General features: G+C 60.3%; 19 protein-coding genes. 14 read left to right on the top strand and 5 right to left on the bottom strand.

Translation table 11 applies throughout. The features are described 5' to 3' along the window. The first annotated feature begins 2 nt into the window (after positions 1-2). The 3 genes from AB5Z05_RS19350 to AB5Z05_RS19340 all read left to right on the top strand — a co-directional run bounded on the left by AB5Z05_RS19350 (position 3) and on the right by AB5Z05_RS19340 (position 6,122). Positions 3-731, top strand: coding sequence for a response regulator (locus tag AB5Z05_RS19350; protein WP_323917453.1), 729 nt, complete (start codon positions 3-5; stop codon positions 729-731). Further along, positions 728-1,813, top strand: a complete 1,086-nt coding sequence (locus tag AB5Z05_RS19345; RefSeq protein ID WP_368152818.1) for an ATP-binding protein — start codon at positions 728-730, stop codon at positions 1,811-1,813. Before AB5Z05_RS19350 ends, AB5Z05_RS19345 begins: the two co-directional genes overlap by 4 nt. Positions 1,814-2,246: 433 nt before the next feature. Next, positions 2,247-6,122 carry an SNF2-related protein gene (locus AB5Z05_RS19340; protein ID WP_368152817.1) on the top strand — a complete coding sequence of 1,292 codons (3,876 nt, stop codon included), beginning with the start codon at positions 2,247-2,249 and terminating at the stop codon, positions 6,120-6,122. A 155-nt stretch (positions 6,123-6,277) separates the two neighbouring features. Here the strand turns inward: AB5Z05_RS19340 and AB5Z05_RS19335 are convergent, their stop codons facing one another. After that, positions 6,278-7,171, bottom strand: a complete 894-nt coding sequence (locus AB5Z05_RS19335; RefSeq protein WP_368152816.1) for a DNA replication terminus site-binding protein — start codon at positions 7,169-7,171, stop codon at positions 6,278-6,280. A gap of 526 nt (positions 7,172-7,697) precedes the next feature. Here AB5Z05_RS19335 and AB5Z05_RS19330 point away from each other — a divergent pair. Then, a complete protein-coding gene (locus AB5Z05_RS19330) occupies positions 7,698-7,907 on the top strand; it encodes a DUF1127 domain-containing protein (RefSeq protein WP_113739172.1) in 210 nt (69 codons plus the stop codon). 283 nt (positions 7,908-8,190) lie between these two features. Then, entirely contained in the window at positions 8,191-9,216 is a 1,026-nt protein-coding gene (astE, locus tag AB5Z05_RS19325; protein WP_368152815.1) for a succinylglutamate desuccinylase, read from the top strand. Positions 9,217-9,376: 160 nt separating this feature from the next. Here the strand turns inward: astE and AB5Z05_RS19320 are convergent, their stop codons facing one another. Beyond that, positions 9,377-10,930: a LysM peptidoglycan-binding domain-containing protein gene (locus AB5Z05_RS19320; protein WP_005361719.1), complete on the bottom strand. Its 1,554-nt coding sequence runs from the start codon at positions 10,928-10,930 to the stop codon at positions 9,377-9,379. A 70-nt stretch (positions 10,931-11,000) separates the two neighbouring features. Continuing rightward, a complete protein-coding gene (gene gloB / locus AB5Z05_RS19315; protein WP_236292354.1) occupies positions 11,001-11,765 on the bottom strand; it encodes a hydroxyacylglutathione hydrolase in 765 nt (254 codons plus the stop codon). Positions 11,766-11,837: 72 nt separating this feature from the next. On the opposite strand from gloB, the gene AB5Z05_RS19310 reads away from it, so the two are divergent. Next, the gene (locus AB5Z05_RS19310) at positions 11,838-12,560 is read left to right on the top strand and encodes a methyltransferase domain-containing protein (RefSeq protein WP_005361718.1); all 723 of its coding nucleotides are present in this window, start codon (positions 11,838-11,840) and stop codon (positions 12,558-12,560) included. Here the strand turns inward: AB5Z05_RS19310 and rnhA are convergent. Then, a complete protein-coding gene (gene rnhA / locus AB5Z05_RS19305) occupies positions 12,548-13,012 on the bottom strand; it encodes a ribonuclease HI (protein WP_005353268.1) in 465 nt (154 codons plus the stop codon). The genes AB5Z05_RS19310 and rnhA overlap by 13 nt on opposite strands. A gap of 79 nt (positions 13,013-13,091) precedes the next feature. On the opposite strand from rnhA, the gene dnaQ reads away from it, so the two are divergent. Continuing rightward, positions 13,092-13,826, top strand: coding sequence for a DNA polymerase III subunit epsilon (dnaQ, locus tag AB5Z05_RS19300; RefSeq protein ID WP_005337813.1), 735 nt, complete (start codon positions 13,092-13,094; stop codon positions 13,824-13,826). Next, the gene (locus AB5Z05_RS19295) at positions 13,823-15,088 is read left to right on the top strand and encodes a TIGR03503 family protein (RefSeq protein WP_368152814.1); all 1,266 of its coding nucleotides are present in this window, start codon (positions 13,823-13,825) and stop codon (positions 15,086-15,088) included. Before dnaQ ends, AB5Z05_RS19295 begins: the two co-directional genes overlap by 4 nt. A gap of 100 nt (positions 15,089-15,188) precedes the next feature. Here the strand turns inward: AB5Z05_RS19295 and AB5Z05_RS19290 are convergent, their stop codons facing one another. Beyond that, positions 15,189-16,706 carry an HD domain-containing phosphohydrolase gene (locus AB5Z05_RS19290; RefSeq protein WP_368152833.1) on the bottom strand — a complete coding sequence of 506 codons (1,518 nt, stop codon included), beginning with the start codon at positions 16,704-16,706 and terminating at the stop codon, positions 15,189-15,191. A 324-nt stretch (positions 16,707-17,030) separates the two neighbouring features. On the opposite strand from AB5Z05_RS19290, the gene AB5Z05_RS19285 reads away from it, so the two are divergent. From AB5Z05_RS19285 to AB5Z05_RS19260, 6 genes are all read left to right on the top strand, one after another. Then, complete coding sequence (locus AB5Z05_RS19285) at positions 17,031-17,834, top strand: siderophore-interacting protein (protein WP_368152813.1); 804 nt, start codon at positions 17,031-17,033, stop codon at positions 17,832-17,834. A 278-nt stretch (positions 17,835-18,112) separates the two neighbouring features. After that, positions 18,113-20,080, top strand: a complete 1,968-nt coding sequence (locus AB5Z05_RS19280; RefSeq protein WP_368152832.1) for a TonB-dependent receptor — start codon at positions 18,113-18,115, stop codon at positions 20,078-20,080. 124 nt (positions 20,081-20,204) lie between these two features. After that, the gene (locus AB5Z05_RS19275; RefSeq protein WP_110302427.1) at positions 20,205-21,221 is read left to right on the top strand and encodes an iron ABC transporter permease; all 1,017 of its coding nucleotides are present in this window, start codon (positions 20,205-20,207) and stop codon (positions 21,219-21,221) included. A gap of 7 nt (positions 21,222-21,228) precedes the next feature. Next, positions 21,229-22,266, top strand: a complete 1,038-nt coding sequence (locus AB5Z05_RS19270) for an iron chelate uptake ABC transporter family permease subunit (RefSeq protein ID WP_043821272.1) — start codon at positions 21,229-21,231, stop codon at positions 22,264-22,266. Next, positions 22,266-23,069, top strand: a complete 804-nt coding sequence (locus AB5Z05_RS19265) for an ABC transporter ATP-binding protein (protein WP_368152812.1) — start codon at positions 22,266-22,268, stop codon at positions 23,067-23,069. The genes AB5Z05_RS19270 and AB5Z05_RS19265 overlap by 1 nt, the downstream gene beginning before the upstream one ends. 83 nt (positions 23,070-23,152) lie before the next feature. After that, a complete protein-coding gene (locus tag AB5Z05_RS19260) occupies positions 23,153-24,070 on the top strand; it encodes an iron-siderophore ABC transporter substrate-binding protein (protein ID WP_349930018.1) in 918 nt (305 codons plus the stop codon). The last annotated feature ends 8 nt before the right edge of the window (positions 24,071-24,078 follow it).

Genomic DNA, 24,078 nt, shown 5'->3' with positions numbered 1-24,078 from the left:
CTATGTCCCATCTCAATGCTTCCGCCAGCCCGGCGGGCCAGTCACTGGTACTGATTGCAGAGGATGAAGCCGAGATCGCCGACATCCTCGCCGCTTACCTGCAACGTCATGGGTTGCGCTCCCTGCACGCCGCCGATGGCCGTGAAGCGCTGGCCATGCATCAGGCATTCAAACCCGACCTCCTGCTGCTGGATGTGCAGATGCCGCAACTGGATGGCTGGCAGGTGCTCAGCGAGATCCGGGCGCGCGGCGATACGCCGGTGATCATGTTGACCGCCCTCGATCAGGATCTCGACAAGCTGATGGGGCTGCGCATGGGGGCGGATGACTATGTGGTCAAACCCTTCAATCCGGCCGAAGTGGTGGCGCGAGTGCAGGCCGTGCTCAGGCGCACCCGAGCCGTAAAGCCTGCCACGGCGAATGTGCTGCGGGTCGGTCAGTTTCAGATCGATCTGGAGAGCCACGAGGCCAGCATTTTCCGCGATGACCAGCAGCAGATGCTGGAGCTGACCCTGACCGAGTTCAAGTTGCTCGCCTCTTTGATGCGGGCGCCGAAACGGGCGTTCAGCCGCGCCGAACTGCTGACTCACTGCTTGCCGGAGGGGGATACCCAGGAACGTACGGTGGATAGCCACATCAGCAAGTTGCGCAAAAAACTGGAGACACACGGCATTCAGGGGGTCCCCGCCAGTGTCTGGGGGGTTGGCTATCGCTTCGGGGGCGATGCATGAAATCGGCGCCCGGCCTTCGCAGGCAGATCATCCGCTCTCTGGGCTTGATGACGCTTGGTATCATCTCCCTCGCGGTGATCGGCACCTATGTGTTTTATGGTATCGCCGTGGCGTTTGTGCCGGGCAGCATCTCCGAGACCTGGGTGCCCTCCAGGGTCGAGATGTTATGGATCGGCTCCACCATTCTCATTGCATTGGGGATGGCGCTTTACGTGGCGGTGCGCCTCTCTCGCCGCATCCTGACTCCCCTCAACTCGGTGGCAACCAGCCTGCGCGAGGTGGCCGAGGGCAAACTCGATGCCCGTGTGCCGGAGGATGAGCAGGCGATCGGGGAGACGGCGCAACTGGTGCGCGACTTCAACGCCATGGCCGAGCGGCTGCAGAGCATGACCCGCGAGCGGGAGTTCTGGAATGCCGCCATTGCCCACGAGTTGCGCACTCCGGTGACCATTTTGCGCGGCCGTTTGCAGGGGCTGGCCGAAGGGGTATTTCCTCCCAGCAGCGAACTCTTCGAGGGGTTGCTGCGTCAGGTGGAGGGGCTCAATCACCTGATCGAGGATTTGCGGGTATTGAGCCTCAACGACAGCGGCCATCTGGAGTTACAGCGGTCCGAGGTCAGGCTGGCCGACGAGCTTGCCGTGGTGCTTGAGGCATTTGCCAGCCCTCTGGCGGCGAGCGGATTTGTGTTGCAGCGGGAGCTCGATAGCGAACTTCATGCTTGCTGCGATCTGTTTCGTATCCGTCAGGCTCTGATGGCGCTGTTGGAAAATGCCCAGAAGCACGCGCTGCCGGGCCTGCTGACCGTGCGGCTGTATCGCTCGGAGAGTGTGTGCGTCCTGAGTGTGGAAGATGAGGGGCCAGGCATCAGCGAGGAGATCGCCGCCTGTATCTTCGATGCGTTTCGTCGGGGAGATCCGTCACGCTCGCGCAAGAGCGGCGGCAGCGGACTTGGACTCGCCGTGGTCAAGGCGATTGCCGAGGCCCACGGCGGCAGCGCGGTTTGCCAAGCTACCGGACGGGGAGGGAGCAGATTCGTGCTCTCCTGGCCCATCTCGGCCATGTCCGGTTGCCCTGAAATCTAGCCTGGGGGTGGCAGGTTCTGATGAAGCTATACAGCTGACAGCTGCCCGCACAGGGGCGTACGACAAGCGACCGTTATAGGGTTTTCTACCGCTTGTGCCGGGTGAGCAGGAGTGGTTGGGACATGGCTCATTTGGCGCGAAATCATGGTTTTTTGCCGCTAAAAATTGAAACCGTTTTCAGAAATCCTTTTCAACTGTGATCCGCTTCAAAGCTTTTTCGGGCGCCAACCTCTAGCATTGGCTCCACGAATTAGGGGCTAGCGCTCCCGATTTTCCCGCTGTGGGAGGTAACCGGATGATCCGGCTATTTCCTTCGTTACTTTCGACGGTCATCATGGATGGCCGTTTTTTTTTGAGTTATTTCACGGTAAAGGGTCGAGCCGCTGGCGCTTTACCGTTAAAATTCCGCTTTTGCACTTGCCCGTGAGTCTTGATGTCTGCGTCCACCCTCTCTTCGGATAGTTATGCCCTGCTCGCCACCCTGCAATTGCAGCGCGTTGCCAGTACCCGTTTGCTGCAAGAACAACTGGCGATAGGCCATGCCCTGATCGATAAACTGACCCGACTGCAGGATGCGGGGCTGGTCAGATTACGCGGGGAGCAGCAGTGGAGCCTGACCGCCGAGGGGACGCTGGCGCTGATCCTGGGGGTGCGTGCCGGTCTCTGCCCGGCGCCGGACTGGAGCCGGGTGCCCTCATTGACCGGGCAGGATCTCACCCATGCGGTGGTGCGCGAGCTCTGCCGCGGCAAGGCGGGGGAGATCCCCACCTATTTCTCGGCCAGCGATCTGCTGACCCTGCTAGATACCCCGGACGCTCACCAGTTGCTGGCGGGCTCCAGCCCCGCCTGGCAGCAAATGTTGCTGGAGCACTTCTCGCTGCAACTCTTGCTTGATGCCCCCTATGAAGAGCGCTGGCCGCTGGCTAATGCGCTGGTGCGCTGCGCCCCCGAGGTGCAGGCCCGGGCCAAAGCGTTCGAGGTGGAGTGGCGCTGGCTCTGTGGGGATGGCGAGAGCACATCGCCAACCGGCGAGGACAAGGATGCCGCCCCCGGCTGGCCAGCCCTGCAGGCGCTGGCCCAGCAGAACCAGAGCGGCCCGCTTGGTGAGCGACTGCTCACCGCGCTGGGCCAGTGGCAGGCAACCGATGAGGGTGAAGCGGGCCAGTGGCCCCGTTCGTTCAGCGCCCTGCTCTGGCTTGGCTGGTTGCAGCAGGCCGATCCCGTCATCGCCAGCGAACAGCGCAAGAAGTGGCAGCGCAGCCTGACTGGCCAGTTCCCCCTGCTTGCCGACCTGCTCAGCCAGTGGGCGGGCGATCGCCACGGTCAGGCGGTCGGCTTGTTCGATACCTTGCAGCTGCCGGTGGAGGAGCTCCACTGGGGCTATCTCTGGCTCGATCTCTGCGCGCTGGCCCGTCACGGTGCCCAGAGCCCGCAGGTGGCCATGTTGCACAAGTGGGATCTCTCCCATCTGCTCGATGCCGAGCCCCATCATCGCCTGATGGCCTTTTGTCAGGATCTGCTGCGCATCTTGTTGGGCGAGGCGGCCAAAGGGGCGCCCCTGTGCCAACTGCGCGGCAGTGAGGAGAGTGCGCAAGAGGGCAGTGACGAGCAGGATGATGACGGGGACGAGGATAAAACCGCGGCCTCTGCCAGCTGGCTCAACTGGTTGCAGGGGCTGGGACGCTCCAGTGGCGTACGCAAGCCGCAGGAGCGGTTGGTGTGGCTGCTCCATGCTGACGGCCCCGAGCTGGAGTGCAAGATCCAGAAACTCAGTACCAAGGGGGAGTGGACCGCCGGTCGCCGGGTCGATCCGGCCCTGCTCTCCACCCAATATGCCGCCATGCTCGACGAGCACGACTGGGCACTGGTTCGCACCCTGCCACGGGTGATGGGACGACTGCCGCGGGATGTCTGGGCGCCGCTGGCCGATCACCCCCGCTTGTTCAACGCCAAGGGGCAGAAGCTGCAACTGGCCATCAGTGCCCCCCTGCTGCAGGTGGTGGCTACCGAACAGGGGATGAGCGCGCAGCTCTGCCCCGATGCGGCCGCCCGCGGGGCCCATATCATGCCGCTGGCGCAGGACCTGTGGCAGCTGATCCTCACTCCGCAGCCGCTGCTCGACCGCTTGCCAGCGCTCGAATCCATCCCGCTGTTGCCCGCCGAGGGGCTGGCCGAGTTGCAACGCACCCTGGACGCTATTCCCGAGTTGCCCTGGCACAGTCAGGTTGCGGGGCTTAGCGGCAACGCCGAACTGGCTCCCTGGCCGGGCATTCCTTCGGTGCAACTGGATTGGCAGGATGGTCAGCTGTCGGTCAAGCTGGTCACTCGCTTTGAGGATCTGCCGCCCCAGCCCCTTGGCAAGGGGGAGGCGATCGTGCGGCAGGGGATCAAGGCGTACCACTACTGGCAGCGGGATCTCGGGGCCGAGAAGCTGCAGGCCCAGTTGCTGCGCAATCAATTGCCCATCGGCCTGCCCGGCAGCGAGTGGCTACTGCAGGGGGAGCAGGCGCTGGCGCTGGTCAATGCCCTGCCCGAGCTGGTGGATGCCGGTGTGGTCATTCACTGGCATCAGGACAGCGCCCGTCTCAAGAGCCTTGATGAAGCGGCTCTGAGCCTGCGCATCGAGCGGCGGCAGGACTGGTTCCAGGTCGAAGGGGCACTGGCCCTCGATGAGCACCAGATCCTCGACCTGCGCCTTATTCTGCGTCAGATGACCCCGGGGCAGCGCACCGTTCAGCTCGACGAGAAGACCAGCCTGATGCTGAGCGACAAGCTGGTGGAGCGGCTCACCATGCTGGGGGCCATGCTCGATGAAGAGCAGCGCATCAACAACAAACTGGCCTATCCGCTCACTCGCCTGCTCTCGGTCATTACCACCGAAGGGGATGCCGCGTGGCAATCCCTTCAGCAGGAGTGGCAGCAGGAGGTCGATTGCCCGGACGAGCTGCTTACCTCCCTGCGGGACTATCAGAAAGAGGGGGTGCGCTGGATGGCGACCCTGGCCCATCACGGTTTTGGTGCCTGTCTGGCCGATGACATGGGTCTGGGCAAGACGCTGCAGGCGCTCATCGTGCTGCGGATGCGCCAGCACCTTGGCCCTGCGCTGGTGGTGGTGCCCAAGTCAGTGGTCACCAACTGGCAGGAGGAGGTGACCCGTTTTGCCCCCGAGCTTGATGTGGTGGTGTTCGAGAACCCGGCCGAGCGGGAGGGGATTATTCGCGAGGCCAAGGCCGGTCAGGTGATCCTCATCAACTACGGCATGCTCGGCAGCCTGGCGGAGGCGCTCAAGTCCCGCCGCTGGTCCAGCATGGTGCTCGATGAGGCTCAGCAGATCAAAAACGCCGGTACCCAGCGCGCCAAGCTGCTGTTCCAGCTCGACGGCGATTTTCGCCTCGCCCTCTCCGGTACCCCCATCGAGAATCATCTGGGGGAGCTGTGGAGCCTCTTTACCTTCATCAACCCGGGGCTGCTCGGCAGCCTTGGCGAGTTCAAGCGTCGCTTTGGCAAGGCGGTCAAGGATCCCCAGCACATGGCGCTGCTGCGGGCGGTGATCAGCCCCTTTATCCTGCGTCGTCTCAAGCAGCAGGTGCTGACCGAGCTGCCGGACAAGACCGAGATCATCCACCACATCAGCCTCTCCCCCGAGGAGCGCCAGCTCTACGAGGCGACCCGGCGGGAAGTGGTGCAGCAGGTGCAGAGCGCCGATGGGCGCGCCCTGATGCATGTGCTGAGTGGCCTGACCCGGCTGCGCCGTCTCTGCTGCTCGCCGGAGCTGGTGATGCCCGAGTGGTCGCAAACCAGCAGCAAGCTGGACGAGGCGATGGCCCTGCTGGAAGAGGCGATCGACGGCGGTCATCGGGTGCTGGTGTTCAGCCAGTTTGTCGATCTGCTGAGTCTGTTGCGGGCCCGCATCGAGCAGAAATCCTGGGATTATTGCTATCTGGATGGGGGCTGTTCCGCCAAATCCCGTCAGGACTCCATCCTGCGTTTTCGTCATGAGGCGGTGCCGCTGTTCCTCATCAGCCTCAAGGCAGGGGGGACCGGCCTCAACCTCACCCAGGCCGATACCGTGCTGCACCTCGATCCCTGGTGGAACCCGGCGGTGGAAGATCAGGCGAGCGATCGGGCCCACCGGATGGGCCAGACCCAGCCGGTGACCGTTTACCGGCTGGTGTGCGAGCAGACGGTGGAGGAGAAGATCGTCGCCCTGCACGACGAGAAGCGGGCGCTGGCCGATGGCCTGCTGAGCGGCCAGTCCGAGGTGCGCGGGCTGGATGTGGAGAGCCTGCGGGCCCTGCTGATGGGCTGATTGGCGACGCCACCTTTCATACCGCCTATCGAGACAGAAAAGGGGAGAACATCCAGAGATGTTCTCCCTTTTCTCGTTTGGGACGCAGATGCGGGATACTCGTTTATCGCGGCAAGGCGGCGCAGTTATCCCTGAACCAGCTATCCCTGATCCAGTCACCCCTGATAGAGATAGAGGTGCAGCCGCTCGATGATGGGCTCGCCGCCAATCTTGCGATCTCGCCGCGCCTGCCGGCTCTTGGGGGGATAGTTGCCCAGATGGGTGACTGCAGGCGGGGTATCCGAGCAGAGCAGCAGAGGCAGGCTCGCCTTGATCTGCTGCTTGCGCGGGGTGCGCTCCAACCAGAGCAGGTTGATCATCGGGTGAGTCTTGACCGGGCGGCGGATCCGCAGCTCGGCATCGGCGGGCAGACGGCGAATGTCGTACACCTCCTGATCCACCATCTTGCTCCACTCCTCGTTGTTGGAGAGGGTCGGTATGTAGCGGCGGCTGCGCTCCAGCATCTCTAGTACCTGTTCGCGATTGAGGCGATTGATGGTCTGTTTGTCGGCCCAGGTAAAGCCGAGGGATTGCAGCTCCCCCGCCAACAGGGTCAGCTTGCGGTAGACCTGCAGGGTGATCACGCCGGGCAGGGCGGTATGTACCAGCTCGAACTTCTCGTCCCGTCCCCCCGCCTGTTGCACCAGCGCCTTGAAATCGAGCTTGTGCTGGTTGATTTGGTCGATCAGCGGTTGCAGCAAGGGGGCTGCGGCGGCAGGAAAGCGCAACCAGCCGGGCAGCCGGTGAGTCGCCTTGGTGGAGCAGCCGGGGCGGGCGCTGTGATCCCGATAGGCGGCGAGGGTGGCCGCCAGCGCGGCTTCACCGTTGAGATAGCCCACCTCAATTTGCTCGATCGGGTCGTGTTCTTCCCCCTGTGCAACCGGGGGGAGGGGATAGACATGGGCCTCCTGCAGGTCGAGCTGGCAAAGCAGATCGGCCAGCTGGTTGAGAGAGGCTTCAATGGCGGCCATCTGTTGACGCAGGGCGGCGGTCGGTGTAAAGGTATCCATCGATGATCCTGTGGTCTGACCCGCTGTTGATGACATCAGGTATGACATCTCCTGCGGGTAGCAAAACTACTGTATAAATAAACATACCAGCATGCGGTTGGAGTGCCAAGAGGCACTTTGAGGAGGGGGCAATGTGCGCCTCTGAATGGGGATGTGGTGATGGTTTTATTTATGTTTCAGGGTGTTAAATAAAGATCGCCACAAGATCATTAAATTAACAATCACGTGTAACTCCGCTGTTGCCAGCTGTTCACACCCTGTCCATCCCTGCATATGTAAAGCAGTAAAATGCATATATAGATGGGTGCCATGCAGCACAATATGCTGTGCGACTCTGCTGGCCAACCGTAAAAATAATTATTTGTTTAAAATCAAAGGATTAAAATTAAATCCTGCCGTTTTTAGACATTATATTTACTAATGTAACGTATCAAAATTCGTCAATTGAGTCGGTCTGACTCCCTGACTAAGCTTTGCGCATCAAATAAAGCCCAGTGCGTAAACAAATATTCAGAGGAGCCACATCATGGCCAACATGACTTATACCGAAGCCGGTTACCAGCATTCCAGCCAATTGAATCTGGTTGCTCGCGTTAAAATGACCGTTCTGACCTGGCTGGAGCGCAGCCGCAGCCGTCGCCAGCTCTCCGAACTGCCCGAGTACCTGCTCAAAGACATCGGCCTGAACGAAGCTGACCGTTATCAAGAGACCACCAAGCCGTTCTGGCGTGGTTGATCAGCCGGGCATGGATGCCTTGTTTTTCTGCTGAGTCGTTTGCTGTTCTGCCCCTGTGGCGCCCGGCCGCCATGTCTGTCATTGTCTGTTTTATCTCCCCCCGCTTTACGTTGATCCTTTTTCCTATCCTCTTTATTCCACATTGCTACTGCCATTGCTGTGATCGTTCGATTGTTATCACACTTGTATCGTTAATGTTTGAATTTGTTTAAAAAACGATTTTAAGCCGCGATGCCTTGCGTATAATCCGGCCATAGTATTCCAGAGCGAGAGGGTGAGACGGATGATTCCCCAGCACGATTTTTTGGCCATGACCCGCAGCCATGAGTGGCAGCTCGATCCCTTTGAATTTGCCCTGCCCGATGGTGCGTGGGTCAGCGTCTGGGATACGGGCGTGCTCTGTCTGGAGCCTGCCAGTGGCGCGGGCGGCCAGCCGGGAGGACGCAAGGATATCGTCCTCTCCTGCGGTATTCACGGCAACGAGACCGCTCCCATCGAGATCTGCAACCAGCTGCTGAGTCGTCTGCTCTCAGGCGAGCTGAGCGCCCGTCATCGGGTGCTGTTCCTGTTTGGCAATCCGGCGGCGATGAATCTGGGGCTGCGGGAGGTGGAGGAGAACATGAACCGGCTCTTCTCCGGAGCACACAGCAAGGGGGAGGGGCTCTGCAATCGGGAGCGGATCCGCGCCATGCGCCTCGAGCAGTATGTGAGCCGCTTCTTTGCCAATCCGGCTCGTCCACGCTACCACTACGATCTGCACACCGCCATTCGCGGCTCGCGCCACGAGAAGTTTGCCGTCTACCCCTTTCCCCATGAGCGGCCCCACTGCCGCGAGCAGGTGCAGTTCCTCGGCGCCTGCGGGGTGCGTACTATTCTGCTCTCCGCCAGCCCGACCACGACCTTCAGCTACTACAGCTCCCGCCAGCATGGTGCCCACGCCTTTACGGTGGAGTTGGGCAAGGTGCGCCCGTTTGGCGAGAACGATATGACCCGCTTTATCGAAACCCGCCAAGCGCTGCAGGAGCTGGTCACTCAGGATGAGGTGGCGCTGGAGCCGTGGCGGGCGGATGATTTCACCCTGTTTGCCATCGATCGGGTGATCACCAAAAAATCGGCGGACTTTCGCTTCCTGTTCGCCAGCGATGTGGACAACTTCACCGAATTCCCCCAAGGGTTCGTGCTGGCCGAGGATGGCGAGCTGCGCTACACGGTCGAGAAGCCGCGTGAGGCGGTGGTCTTCCCCAATGCCAATGTGGCGATCGGCCAGCGCACCGTGCTGATGGTGGTGCCGACAAGTCTCTGGGAATAGCGGTGATAGCTTTGCCTGCAGAGCGGTGATGCATCCGCAGGCGGCGCCAAGCCATTGTTTTAGTCGGTGGCTCAGACACAGCAGCGGTTAGCCGCAGTAATAAAAAACGGGGCCAGTCAGATGACTGGCCCCGTTTTTTATCGGGTTCAAGCGGTGAGGCTTAGCTGTTGTTCTTCACAAACAGGGTCAGCTCTTGGCCGGGCTTGAGGTAATCCCCTTTATCCAGCTGATTCCAGCGCATCACATCGTTGATGGCCACCTGGAAGCGAGCCGCGATGGAGGAGATGGAGTCGCCACGGCGAACCTGATACACCATCGATTTGTCGCTCTTCTTCCCTTGCTTGGGATAGACCACCAGCTTCATGCCTGGTTTGAGCGCCGACTTGGCATTCAGACCATTCCACTTGGCGAGCTCTTCGTGGGAGACGCCGTGTGCCTGGCTGATGCTCCACAGGTTGTCACCCGAGCGCACCTTGTAACTGACTTTGGCCTTCTGGCTGCTGCCACGGCTTGCCAGCTGTTGCGGTTTGCTGGCGGAGCTGGCCTTGCTGCTGACCTGACCGTGGGTCGGGATCACCAGTTGCTGACCGCGACGCAGGTTGTTGCTGCGCAGATTGTTGGCCAGCTTCAGCTCGTTCACGCTGACACCATGATTCTGGGCGATGCGCGACAGGGTATCGCCACTGGTGACCTGATAGGAGCGGGTACGAATACGCTCGCTCTTGGGCAGATCGGCCAGTGCCAGCTCCAGGGTATCGGCATATTCTACCGGTACCAGCAGGCGGTAAGGGCCACGGGGCGACATCACACCACGGCTCAGGGCCGGATTGACCTCCTTGAGCTGTGAGGTGCGCAGACCTGCCAGTTGGGCGGCCACGTTCAGATCGATCTGGCTGCCGGTCTCCACCACTCGCAGCTTCGGCTCGTTGGCGAGCACCGGCAACTGGATATTGTACTTGTCCGCATTGCTGATCATGTCAGCCATGGCGAGGATCTTGGGCACATACATCCGGGTTTCGCGGGGCAGATCGAGCGACCAGTAGTCGGTCGGTTTGCCTGCGCGCTGGTTACGCTGGATGGCGTTGCGAACCCGTCCTTCCCCGGCATTGTAGGCGGCTAGCGTTTGCAGCCAGTCACCGTCAAAGAAGCGGTTCAGGTACTCCAGATAGTCGAGCGCCGCATTGGTGGAGGCCAGCACATCGCGCCGTCCGTCATACCAGTTGTCGTGGCGCAGACCGAAGTTTCTGCCTGTCGCTGGCACAAACTGCCAGAGTCCGACGGCATTGCTGCGGGATCGGGCATGAGGATCAAACATGCTCTCGATCATCGGGACAGTAATAAGCTCCATTGGCAGCTCACGCCGTTCAATCTCCTCTACCATCAGATAGAGGTAGGGTTCAGCCCGGCTGGCAATGGTCGCCAGATGCTTATCATTGCGCAACAGCCACTCACGTTGCTGGCGGATGCGCGGGTTGTCCGGAGTTTCCAGTTGCATATCATCGCTGATACGCACCCACAGATTGTCCGTATCTTCCATTTCGTCCAGCTGTTCATCGCCAAACAGGAAATGGGAAGAGTGTTTTTTATGCGCTTTTTTCTTGACCTGGGGGGACTTGATCGGCTCGATTGCCGTTAGCGCCCGGTCATCCTGATGGCTCAGGTTTTGGCAGCCGCTGAGCAACAGCGCTGCCAATAAGGCCGTTCGTACCTTCATCTCGTTCCGGTCATTTTTAGGAAAAACAGCTCGCATCATAAGGGGCAATGGCCCCCTGATCAAGGTTTGTTCAAAAAACGTCCTTCCACTGACGCAGGATGGTGAAGGTATCTACCGGATTTTCCACGCATTTTAGCCCGTGCTTTTCAGCAGAAAATTTCACTGAATCCTGTTCGCATCGCAGAAAAATGTTGAAAGTGCGTTCGTCACCCAGCCGGGTTGGCAGACTTGGCAGCCCTTGTTGCCGCAGTTTGCTGATCAGCCCGATCTGGCGGCGGATCGCCGGGTTGTCCGGCTCGACCGCATAGGCAAAACGCAGGTTGGAGAGGGTGTACTCGTGGGCACAATAAATGAGGGTCTCATCGGGCAGGGCGGCGAGTCGTTGCAGCGAGTGGTACATCTGCTCCGGCGTCCCTTCAAACAGGCGGCCACAACCGGCCGAGAAGAGGGTATCGCCACAAAAGAGCATGCCGTTGCCGTGGTAGGCGATGTGGCCGCGAGTGTGCCCGGGCACATGGATCACCTCGAGGGCGAGGCCGTGCCAGTTGATCTGATCGCCATCTTCCAGCCACTGACCGTGGTGATCCGGCATGGGGTCAAGTTTGGGGCCATACAGTCTCGCGTGGGGGAAGTGCTCGAGCAATGTGCTGACGCCCCCCACATGGTCGTGATGGTGATGGGTCAGCAGGATGGCATCGAGCACCAGCCCCAATGCCTCAAGCCGCTCCAGCACGGGACCTGCGTCGCCCGGATCGACCACCAGACAGTGATTTTCGTGGCGGATCAACCAGATGTAGTTGTCATTAAAGGCTGGAACTGTGATCACTGGATACATGAGTCTGCTTCTCTTTAGGGAGGGTATCTTATATAACAGGATGGCGTTCGAAACCCCGAGTTGAGCCCTATTATGCAGGTGGCACGTACCGAACAACAAATCGAGATCCCGACCAGCTGGTCTGCATTGCCTATGGGGGACTGGGTGGCGGCCGAGATCCAGGATCGGCTCGACAACTGGTGCCCCAATCTGTTTGGGTATCATCTGCTGAAAATTGGCGCCCTGAGCGCTGAACTCTCCTGCAAACGCTCCTCCATTCGTCACCAGATCGGGGTCGCCCCCGGCGGGCGATTGCTCGACATGTATGGCGATCCCCTCGATCTGCCAGTGCGGACCGGCAGCGTCGATGCCTGCCTGCTGGCTCACTGCCTCGATTTCTCTGCCGATCCTCATCAGGTGTTGCGCGAAGCCGAAAGGGTGCTGACCGACGATGGCTGGCTGATCATCAGTGGCTATAACCCCATGAGTCTGGTCGGGATCGGTCACTGTGTGCCGTTCTTGCGGCGCAGAATGCCCTGGTCGGCACGGATGTTCACCCCGGGGCGGGTGACGGACTGGTTGCATCTGCTGGGATGCGAGGTGATGTTCGACGAGCGTTTCGGTTATTCGTTTATGGGAAAACAGAGCTGGCACAGTTGGTGGCGGGAGAGTATCGGGCGGGATTATTGCAGGGCATTTGCGTCGGTATACGTGATTGCGGCCCGTAAACGGCGCTTTCCATTGATCCCGGTGCGGCGGCGCTGGCAACTGCCAAAGTCCCTCGCCACACCGGGAATGGCCCGTCAGGGCTGGTAGCCGGTATCTTCGGCCAGATCCTTGCCACAGGCGGCCTCTCTGGCCAGCTCGTCGCACCGTTCGTTCTCCGGATGGCCGGAGTGACCCTTCACCCAGAGCCACTCAATCTGGTGGCGACCCACTTCCGCATCCAGCTCCTTCCAGAGATCGACGTTCTTGACCGGTTGCCGGTTGGCGGTCATCCACCCTTTCTTCTTCCAGCCGATGATCCACTGGGTGATCCCCTGGCGGACATACTGGCTGTCGGTGGTGAGGCGTACCTTGCACGGTTCGTTGAGGGTGCGCAGCCCCATGATGGCGGCCATCAGCTCCATCCGGTTATTGGTGGTCAACTTGAATCCGGCGGAAATCTCTTTGCGGTGCTTGCCGTAGACCATGACGGCCCCGTAACCACCCGGGCCCGGATTGCCGAGGCAGGAGCCGTCGGTATAGACATCAATCTGTTTTAACATGAGCAATCAATCTGTTTTAACATGAGGCTTGGGGTAAACTAGCGAGTAAGTAAAGCCGAAGTTTGACATAGATTGGATCATGAACACACCCCAACTGAATCGCCAGATCATTCTGGATACTGAAACCACAGGTATGAATACGGCGGGCGGCCCTGTCTATCTGGGGCACCGCATTATCGAAATCGGCTGTGTGGAGGTGATCAACCGCAAGCTGACCGGTAACCACTATCACGTCTATATCAAGCCTGATCGTCTGGTCGACCCGGAAGCGATCCAGGTGCACGGTATCACCGACGAGTTTCTGCGTGACAAACCGTCGTTCAGCCAGATTGCCGACGAATTCCTCGACTTCATCCGCGGCGCCGAACTGATCGCTCACAACGCACCGTTTGACGTGAGCTTCATGGACTACGAGTTCAGCAAGCTCGGACTCAACTTCAAGACGGCGGATATCTGCACCATCACAGATACCCTGGCGATGGCGCGTGATCTCTTCCCCGGCAAGCGCAACAACCTGGATGTGCTGTGCGATCGTTACGGTATCGACAACTCCCACCGTACCCTGCACGGGGCTTTGCTCGATGCGGAGATCCTGGCGGACGTCTACCTGCTGATGACCGGCGGCCAGACCAAACTCAATCTGGCCACCGAAAGCAACGAAAACGAAAGCAATCAGGACACCAGTATTCGCCGGTTAGAGAGCAACCGACCCGCCCTCAAGGTGGTGCGTGCCAGCACCGAGGTTCAGGCCCTGCACGAGGCGAGACTGGATCTGGTACAGAAGAAGGGAGGAAGTTGTCTGTGGCGGCAATGAGCAAGTGGTGTGCCGGTCTGCTGCTGTTGCTCTCGCTGGGGGCGGCGGCGACCGAGGTATTTGCCCCTTCCGATATTCCGCTGCTGGATAACCGCTTTCGCATCGATTACGGCGTGAAGGAGATCACCTTCATTATCAAGCGCAAGCCGGGCACCCCGTCCGTGATCCTGGTTCGCCCCGATGGCAGCAAGCTTTACGTGGGCAAGGTCAAACCTGCCGATGTGGGTTGGCTGGCGCTGCCGGAGCATGATCTCATTACCCTGCGCAATCCCATGCCGGGCCCCTGGCAGGCGATTGGCGAGGTGGATCCCGACAACCGGGTGCGCATTCTCTCCGATATCCGGCTCGATATCGCCGCCCTGCCGATGCAGCTCTATCAGGGGGAGGTGGTCAAGCTCAAGGCGTGGTTGCTGATCAATGGTCAGCCGCCGAAAGATAAATACTATCTCTCTGATCTTGGCATGACCGTCAAGCTGCAATCGTTCAGCGATGCCGATAAGAAAGAGGTCGTGCTGGATCAAGTACTTGGCCACTATCGCGATGATGGCAAGGGGCTAGATGAGGTGCCAGGCGATGGCATCATGACGGCGGAAGTGACGCTGCAGGATATTCCCGGTGGCAAGTACCGCGCAATCTTCAGCACGGGCAATCAGGTGTTTGTCCGTGCCCGTTATCAGGATGTACTGCTTTACCCCTATCCGTTCAGCTATAACTTGTCGCCGCCTTCGGATGAGCTGGGTGCCAAGCTCTCACTGCTAATCGACCGTGATGAGCTGGATCCCGCCTCCGTGGTGGTCAAGGGGAGTGTGACCAGCAATGTGGGCGGCCTCTACGAGTTCAGCGAGACCGCCAGCGATCCCAAGCTTGATATCGATCTCTCCCACATCAAGGAGGTCGGTCAGCATGAGGTGAAAGCAACCCTCTATGGCACCACTCGCCTCGGCCGTGAGCTGAAAATCGAGTTGCCGGTGAAAACCTTCAATGTCTTCCCGCCACCGCCGCCTCCTGTAGAGGTGGTGTCGGCCGCAGCTCCTGTATCTAGCGCCGAGGCGACCCATGAAGCTCCGGCAGAGGAGGAAATGGGCTGGCTGGTCTGGGCATTGGCGGGCGGTGGTGTGCTGCTGGCGGTATTGGGTGGGGTCGGGTTCGTGGTGATACAAAAACGGCGTGCCCTGAAGCGTGCTCTGGCCGCTGCACAGGCCGAGAATCAGCAAGCTGGACAACCTGCTGCCAAGCTGGATCTCAATCTGCCAGAGCAGTAACCCTCGTACTTCTCGCTCTGAAGTGACGTGATGCCAGATATAGAAAACCGCCCTGATAAGCAGGGCGGTTTTTTAGTTCATAAACAGAACAAGCTGGCTATCAGTGTTCGCCGATATAGACATCCTTGTTCTGCTCGCGGATCTCGAGGAACTTGTCCAGATTGGCCATCATCAGCTCGACCAGCTGGGGGTCGAAATGCTGCCCCTTCTCCTCTTCAATCAGGGCCAGCACCTTGTCCAGCGGCCACGCCTTCTTGTAGCAGCGATCCGAACCCAGGGCATCGAACACGTCAGCCAGCGCCACAATTCGCCCCTCCAGCGGAATATCCGTCCCTTTCAGACCGCGGGGATAGCCACTGCCATTCCACTTCTCATGGTGATTGCCAGCGATGGTGGCACCAATCTGAAACAGCGCCAAATCGCTGCCGGAGAGCATATCCTGCCCGAGCTGGGCGTGGGTTTTCATGATCTCCCACTCCTCCGGTGTCAGCTTGCCCGGCTTGTGCAAGATGGCATCAGGAATTCCCACCTTGCCAATGTCATGGAGCGGCGAGGCACGTTTCACCAGCTCGCTCTGCTCTTCGCTCATGCCCATCAGGTGGCAGAACTGTTCGGTATAGAGCGCGACCCGTTTGACGTGCAGCCCTGACTCTTTTGAACGGGTTTCGACCAGTTCGCCGATGCGATAGATGATCTCCCGCTGGTTGTCGGCGATCACCTCATTGAGCCGGATATTCTCCAGCGCCACTATGATGTTTTCGGTAAACAGGGTCAGCAGACTGGTATCGATCTGGCTGAGCTGGCGGGTGGTCTCGATGTGGAACAGCAGGTGGTGGCGCGGATTCTGGCAGTAGAGCACCATCTGGGTGGCGTTATAGACGTTGCTGCGCTTGCTCATAGCCTGGCGCAGGATCTCCGGCGCATCCGTGAGGAGCATGGCGGGATGGCCGGGGAGCAGGGGCTCCAATACTTGATCCTTCACCTCATAGGCGTATTGCTTGACGTCGTATATCTGGGTTTCCCCCAGATGGAGCAGGGCGCTGAGCTGCTCCTGAGCGCCTTCGACAAACTGGCGCAACGCCCGTTTCTCAAAGATCCCCTTGGAGGCTTCGATGACTTTTTCCAGCCCCTGACGGTTACTCTCCAGGGTGCGAATATCCCGATATGAGCGCAGGCTGGCCCGCAGCAAGGTGCGCAGCTTCTGGGAGGTGAGCTCGGTTTTATCCTTGTAGTCGTTGATGTCGTAGTTGGTGACCACGTCATCTTCCGGCGCCTGGCCGGGCTGGCCGGTACGCAACACGATGCGTACCATCTTGTTTTGCAGATCTTCACGGACGTATTTGACGACATCGAGGCCGGCGTGGTCGACCTCCATCACCACATCCAGCAGCAACAGAGCAACGTCCGGGGTGGTGGCCAGCAACTCCTTGGCCTGTGCCGCGGAATAGGCATGCAGAAAATCGATGGGGCGATTGTCAAACTCGAATTTGTTCAAGGTGATTTTGGTGATGCGATGCACTTCAGGCTCATCGTCAACAATCATCACCTTCCAGCCCGCTTGCTGTGCGTCGGGGAGGCAGAGATCGTCATCATCAATAATCAGGATCTGGTCATCCATCATACAATCCTGTTTGGCATCCTGTGCTTACATTAACTGCTTCACTAAGGATAGGAAACTTATTGGGAAATAAAATTTGATCTCGAAAAACTATGGTCGAAATAAGCAAATGGAACCCTTTGTAACTATGGCGTTGTCCGGCTGCTTTCTTTGCCCAATCATGGAGCTAGCGTGCATAAAGCCTATGTCTGGATTGGGGTGTGGACGCCAGTGGTTGGGGATGTTTGAATCCAGCTTGTAGCTATTAGACGAGAAATAATCTTATTTGATAGTAATTCCTATTTGCGTGTAGCATGGGCGACACACTCAACGAGGAGCCCCATCGTGTCCCCATCTCTGCCTCCCAATCGTCCCCGTCTGCTGACTGTCAAAGCCATCACCCAGATCACCCCCCATTTGCGTCGCATCACCTTTGGTGGCAGCGAGTTGGCTGACTATCCCTTTACCTGCGGTGGGGCCCATATCAAGGTGATGCTGGCCCAGCCCCATCAGGTAGAGCCGGTGCTGCCTGCCATGACCCCGAGCGGCCCGCGCTGGAGTGACCCGGCTGACAAGCCGGTGATCCGCACCTACACCATCCGCGCGTTTCGCCGTGATGAGCAGGAAATTGATATCGACTTCGTGCTGCACGGTGACGGCGGGCCCGCCAGCGCCTTTGCTACCCATGCCAAGCCGGGAGAGAAGGTAATCCTCTCCGGGCCGGGTGGTCCCAACCCCATGCTGCAATCGGCCGATCACTACTGCTTGGTGGGGGATCTCACCGCCTTGCCCGCCATCATGGCGATGTGTGAGGTGATGCCTGCCGATGCCAGAGGGGAAATTGCGATTCTGGTGCCGGATCAGGCCGATGCTCAATCGTTGACGCTGCCGGTCGGGGTGCGCTGTCACTGGTTTGTTGGCGAGCCCGAGTCCAGCGGCCTGCTGGAGCATGTGATTGCTCTGCCGCTGGTGCGCGATGGTGGCTTCTTCTGGCTGGGTGGGGAAGAGGCGCTGGTGCTGCCGCTGCGCCGCCATTTTCGGTCTGTGCTCGAGGTGGATCGCCAGTCGCTCTACGCCGTGCCGTACTGGCGCCGGGGCAAGAGTGAAGAGGCCTATCACCAGACCCGTCACGATGTGATGGATAATTAAGCGGATGCGAAAGAATACCTGATTCACGCTTGCAAATAAAAATGATTTGCATTTAGTATTGCGCCGTCCCGATGTCAGTCGGTACGGCGCTTTTGTTATTGATGGCTGCGAGTGGCATAGCACAACGCAGGGCCTGCCGTAATGCACTGATGTTCGGGGTGATGGGGCATGGACGACTGTTCATGCCAATGAACTCCATCACTTTGCACCGGGTCTGGCGAGGTCAGACAGGGATGTCGGTGGTGTTGGCCCTGATTGTTTTATGTGGAGTGTTGATGATGCGTACATCATCCCGACGATTTGCAGTGCATCCGCTGGTGTTATCCCTTTTTGCCCTGCCAGTTCTGGCCCAAGGGACTGCGCCTGTCACCGCTCATGAAACTATGGTGGTGACGGCGAGTAAAACCCGGCACAGCGAGCTGACCGCCCCGGCCAGCGTCTCTGTGGTGACTCGGGCCGAGCTCGACAAGCTCAATGTCAATGATCTGACCGGCGCTCTGAAACAGTTGCCGGGGGTCAATATCAGCCCTGCTACCAGCTACGGCCGCAGCGAGATCAAGTTGCGCGGGCTGGAGGGGGATTACACCCTGTTGCTGGTGAATGGCCGGCGTATCAGCTCCCGCGATGCTCTTACCTCCGGTTATGGCAATGATTTCGATCTCTCCGCCATCCCCATGGCGGCCATCGAGCGTATCGAAGTGATCCGTGGCCCCATCTCCTCCCTCTACGGTGCCGATGCGCTGGGTGGGGTGGTCAATGTCATCTTGCGCCAACCCGGGGAGAAGACTGAAGCGGCGGCCACCTATACCTTCAGCGATCCCACCGATGGTCACGGCGGGGATATCAACAAGGCGAGCGCCTATGTGGGCGGGGCGCTGATCGACAACAAGCTGCTGGCCAACCTGGTGGTAGAAGGGAATCACCGGGATGCCTGGCAGAGCGAGCAGAGCATCAACCCCAAGGCCGATGCCATCGAGCAGCGTGAAAAGCTGGGGATCCTCTCCAACGTCAAATGGTTGATCGATGATCGTCAGGATCTGGATGTAGGGATGAACTACGCCAAAGACGATCGGGAGGCCCACTGGAACAACTACGGCCAGACGCCGCGCAATATCCAGCAGATGGAGCGACTGGGGCTCAATGCCACTCACGTCGGCCGTTGGGATCAGTTCGACAGCCGGGTCGGCTATGCCTTCGAGCAGGTTGACCTGTTTGACGACTCCGAACTGATGACGGCGCTGAGCAAGACCAGCGGCGATGTGAGCCAGACCAACCACACCTTCGATGGCCAGCTGAGCGGTAATCTGGGCAGCCACCTGCTGACCAGCGGTGCCGAGTACCGCATCACCGAACTCAAGCATAACGTCAACCTCAAGGGGGGCGATGTCAGCGTCAACCAGAGCGCGCTCTATCTGCAGGATGAGTTTGGCTTTGGCGATCTGGCGTTGACCCTGAGTGGCCGGGTCGATCACCACGAGACCTATGGCACCGAGTTCAGCCCCCGCGGTTATGCCCTCTACAGCCTGACTGACAACTGGGTGGTCAAGGGCGGGATTGGCAAGGCGTTCAAGGCGCCGACCATTGCCCAGTCCAACCCGGATTATGCGGTAGCCGCCTGTCGCGGTCGCTGCGCCGTAGTGGGCAACCCGGATCTGAAACCGGAAACCGCCGTCAGCTACGAGCTGGGCACCGCCTATGATGGTTCGTTCTGGGGCGCCGGGGTTACCGCCTTCCACAACGATATCAAGGACAAGATCCAGAGCGAGGCATGGACCTCCACCTGGCGTCCGGCGGTGATGACCTATCAGAACGTCAGCAAGGCCCGCATCAAGGGGGTGGAGCTGAGCGGCTGGTTTGATCTCACTGATAACCTGACCCTCTCCAGCAACGTCACCCTGATCGACGGGGAGGACAAGACCAGCGGCAAGGATCTCTATCGGACGCCGGAGCATACCGCCAACGCCAAGCTGGAGTGGCAGGTCATCGAGAGCCTGAGTACCCAGCTCGGCTGGAACTACACCGGCAGCCAGATCCTGCCGGTTCCGCGCATGAGCGGCACCACCTATGAGACCACCGCCGGATTCCACACACTGGATGTCGGGGCAGTCTGGAACGCCACCCGGGCACTGGATCTGAAGTTCGGACTCAACAACCTGAGCAATACCAAGCGTGACTGGGTTGCCACCGAGGCTGATCAAATTCTCGACGGGCGCACTGTCTATGCCGGTGTGGCCTACAAGTTGTAATGGCTGAGCGGGAGCCCGCACTGGCGGGCTTCCTTTGTTGTCAGGGGATCACCTCGGGTGACGACTTTTATTAAAACCACATGTATTTCAACAAGATGGCATTGCGATCATAAGGAGTTAAAGGGTGTTTAGAGACCAGACCTCGCTGTTCTGGCTGGGATTGTTCCTCCTGTTCGTACTGCTTTCTCTTTCGCTCGCCACCGGTGCGGGTGTCTATGGTGCTCGCGAGGTGCTCGGCTACCTGATGGGGGATGCCCGCTGGGCTGGCGACGAGAAGCTCGCCATGGTGCTCAATACCTTGCGACTGCCGCGCACCCTCTGTGCCATGGTGGTCGGCGCCTCTTTATCTCTGGCGGCCTCCTTGTTGCAGAGCGCGACCCGCAATCCGCTGGCGGAGCCCGGTCTGCTCGGGGTCAACGCCGGGGCCGTCTTTGCACTAGTAGTGGGGCTCACCTGGTTCGGGGTAGAGTCTGCCTATGGCTATCTGCTCTGGGCCGGACTCGGTGCGCTGCTCGGCAACGTGATTGTGCTGGGGCTTGGCATGATGATTGGCCGCTCCAACCCCCTCAAGCTGATTCTGGTCGGGGTGGCGCTCTCGGCCACCTTCGGCGGTCTCTCCAGCTTTTTGCTGCTCTCCAACAAGATGGTGCTGGAGCAGTACCGCTTCTGGAACCTCGGCTCCCTGTCGGCGGCCAATCTCGATGCCATCATTGCCGTGCTGCCCTTCGTGCTGGCGGCGTTTGTCATCACCTTGCTGCTCTGTCGCCAGCTGACCCTGATGCAGATGGGGGACAGTCAGGCCCAGGCGCTGGGGATCCGCCCAAACCGGGTGCGAATTGGCGTGCTGTTGGCCGCCACCCTGTTTACCGCCAGTGCCATCGCCATCGCCGGTCCCATCGGCTTTGTCGGCTTTCTGGCCGCCTACTGTGGCCGACTGGTAGAGCCGGTTAGGTTGTCGGTGCAGGTCTGTTTCTCCGCCCTGTTCGGCATGCTGTTTCTGCTGTTGGCCGACATTCTGGCGCGCTGGCTGATCCAGCCGTTCGAGCTGCCCAACGGGGTCATTCTGGCCCTGATCGGCGCGCCGGTGCTGATTGCTATTGTCCACCGCGGGGGCTTTCGTACCCTGCTGACCGTCAAGTGAGGGGCTGATGCGCACACCTACCGATATGCTCTGCCTGCGGGCCGGCAACCGCTCTTTGCTGATCCATCTGCCGAGCTGGCGCTGGCTTGCTCTGCTGGCCATGGCGCTGCTGGCGCTGGCTCTGCTGGCCCTGAGCGTTGGCGGCGGCAAGCTCGGCTTTGCCGGGGTGGTCAACACCCTGCTGGGGGAGGGGACCCGGCTTGAGCAGCTCACCCTGTTCAAGATCCGGCTGCCGCGCATCCTTGGGGTGGTGGTGGCGGGGGCGGCCATGGGGCTCTCCGGCTGTCTGGTGCAGACTCTGGTTCGCAACCGGCTGGCTACCCCCGACATGGTGGGGGTCAACAACGGTGCCTCCTTGGCCATCATCGTCTTCTCCCTCTATCTGACCGTGGGCAGCTGGCCCTGGTGGGCTGCACCTATCGGCGCCATCTTCGCGGCGCTGGTGCTCTATGCCCTCTGCCGCAAACCGGGTGAGCAGGGCTATCTGTTCGTGGTGATCGGCATCGGCCTCTCCGAGCTGTTCGAGGCGCTCGGCCAGTTTGTGATGTCCACCCAGGCCCTGCTGCACCTGAGCTCCCTCTATCTGTGGAATATGGGCAGCTTTATCGCCGTGGGTTACAGCACCATCACCCCGATTGCCATCCTGTTGCTGCTGCTCTGCCCCTGGATCGTCTATCTCTCCCGCTCGCTGGCGGTGCTGCGCTTTGGCCCCGAGATGGCCAGAGGGCTTGGCGTCAACGGCGATCGGGTGCAACTGGGCATTCTGGCGCAGGCCATTCTGGTGGCGGCGCTCGGCACCGCCATCGGCGGCCCCGTGGTCTTTATCGCCATGGCTGCCCCCATTCTTGCCTCCTGGCTGGTGAAAGACCGGGTGGTGCCGCTCTGGCTGGCGGCGCTTAGCGGCGCCCTGCTGCTGCTTGCCAGCGATACCTTGGTCCGGGTGCTGGCCAGCCCTCACGAGGTGGCGACCGGCATCATGACCCGCATTCTCGGCGGCCTGTTGCTGCTGTTTCTTCTTGTTAACGATCGCCAGAGGGCTGACTGATGACGCTCACCGTAAATTGCCTCCACTTCGCCTATCAGCAGACGCCCATCCTGCGGGATATCTCCTTCAGCGTGCCGAGAGGCAAGCTGGTGGGGATCGTCGGCCCCAACGGCTGCGGCAAATCGACCCTGCTCAAGCTGTTATCCGGCCAGATGAAAGCCCAACGCGGCGAGATCCTGCTCAAAGGCAAGCCGCTTGCCAGCTACCCCATGAAGGGGCTGGCGCGGGAGCTCGCTTATCTACCCCAGCGGCCGACCCTGCCTGCCGGCATTCTGGTTGAGCAGCTGGTGCAGTATGGCCGCCACCCCCATCAGGGCTGGTTCAATCAGTGGGGTGAGGAGGATGCCCGCATGGTGCGTATTGCCTGCGAGCGAATGCAGCTTGAGGGGATCTGGCAGCAGAGCGCCGCGTCCCTCTCCGGCGGGCAGGCACAGCGGGCGTGGCTGGCGATGATCCTGGCGCAGGACAGCGACATGGTGCTGCTCGACGAGCCCACCAGTGCCCTCGATATCGGTCACCAGACCGAGGTGATGGAGGCGATTCATCGCATCACCGCCGAGGGCAAAACCGTGCTGCTGGTGATCCACGATCTGGCGATGGCGGCCCGCTACTGTGACGAGTTGATCGCCATCGGCGAGGGGACCATTGCCGCCATGGGCCCGGCCCGGGAGGTGGTGACCAAGGATCTAATCGACCGGCTCTACCAGACCAGTGTCGACATTCTGCATGCCCCCGGCGACGGGGCGCCCATTATCGTGCCCCGTCGCCACGAACATGGCCGCACCCTGCGTTCGGCGAGTTGAGTCATATGGGGCTGCTCTGTGGGCCCACCGAGTGTATTCACGCGGCCGATTATCCGGGCCGTGCAACGAGAAGGAGTGAGATGATGAAGCGTTTTGCCGCCCTGGCAGCAGCCATCCTGATGCTGGCCGCGCCGCTGGTTCAGGCGCAGGATATGCGTGAAGTGACTGATGCGTTTGGCCAGAAGGTGCAGGTGCCAGTCCAGCCAACGCGGGTGGTGGTGCTGAGCGAGCTCGAACTCGACAGCACCCTGACCCTGGGGCTGACCCCCATCGGCGCCGTCAATGGCCGTGGTCAACCCACCTTGCCCCGCTATTTGCTGAACAAGGCGGGCATGGGGATCCAGGTGATCGGCGATCTCGACAGCCCCAATCTGGAGTCGCTGATTGCGCTGGAGCCCGACCTTATCCTGACTGGCCAGACCCGTCCCGAGCTGCTGACCTTGCTGGGGGAGATCGCGCCGACCGTGGTAACCAGCAAGTGGGGGGAGCCATGGCAGGATAGCTTCCGCCGCACCGCCCACACCCTCAACCGCGACCAGCAAGGGGATACTTTCTTGCTGCAGTATGCCGAGCGGCTGACTCAGGCTCGCAGCAAGCTGGCTAAGCATCAGGGGGAGAGCATCAGCATAGTGCGCTGGAATCCCAAGGGGCCGAGCTTTATGTATCAGGGCACCTTTGCCAGCAGCGTAGTGGAGTCGATGGGACTGGTGCGTCCGGACAAACAACAGGGGACTGGCGCGCCCCACTCACCGGCGCTGAGTCTGGAGTCCCTCAACCTGCTGGATGCCGACTGGCTGGTGGTCGGCACTCTGAGCGCCAGCGGTGATGCGGTAGATGCCATGCGTCAGGCGGAGCAGACCCCGGCGTTCCAGCAGCTGCCGGTGATCAAGGCCAAGCGCTTTGGCGCCGTGGACGGGTCGCTCTGGACCTCCAGCGGCGGCCCGCAGGCGGCCCTCAAGGTGATCGAGGATGTGGAGCAGTTGCTGGCAACCCGCAGCTGAGTGCTATC

This window comes from Aeromonas sp. R2-4 (assembly GCF_040908365.1).
GTDB lineage: Bacteria > Pseudomonadota > Gammaproteobacteria > Enterobacterales > Aeromonadaceae > Aeromonas > Aeromonas veronii.
This window is presented reverse-complemented; position numbering and strand designations above follow the sequence as displayed.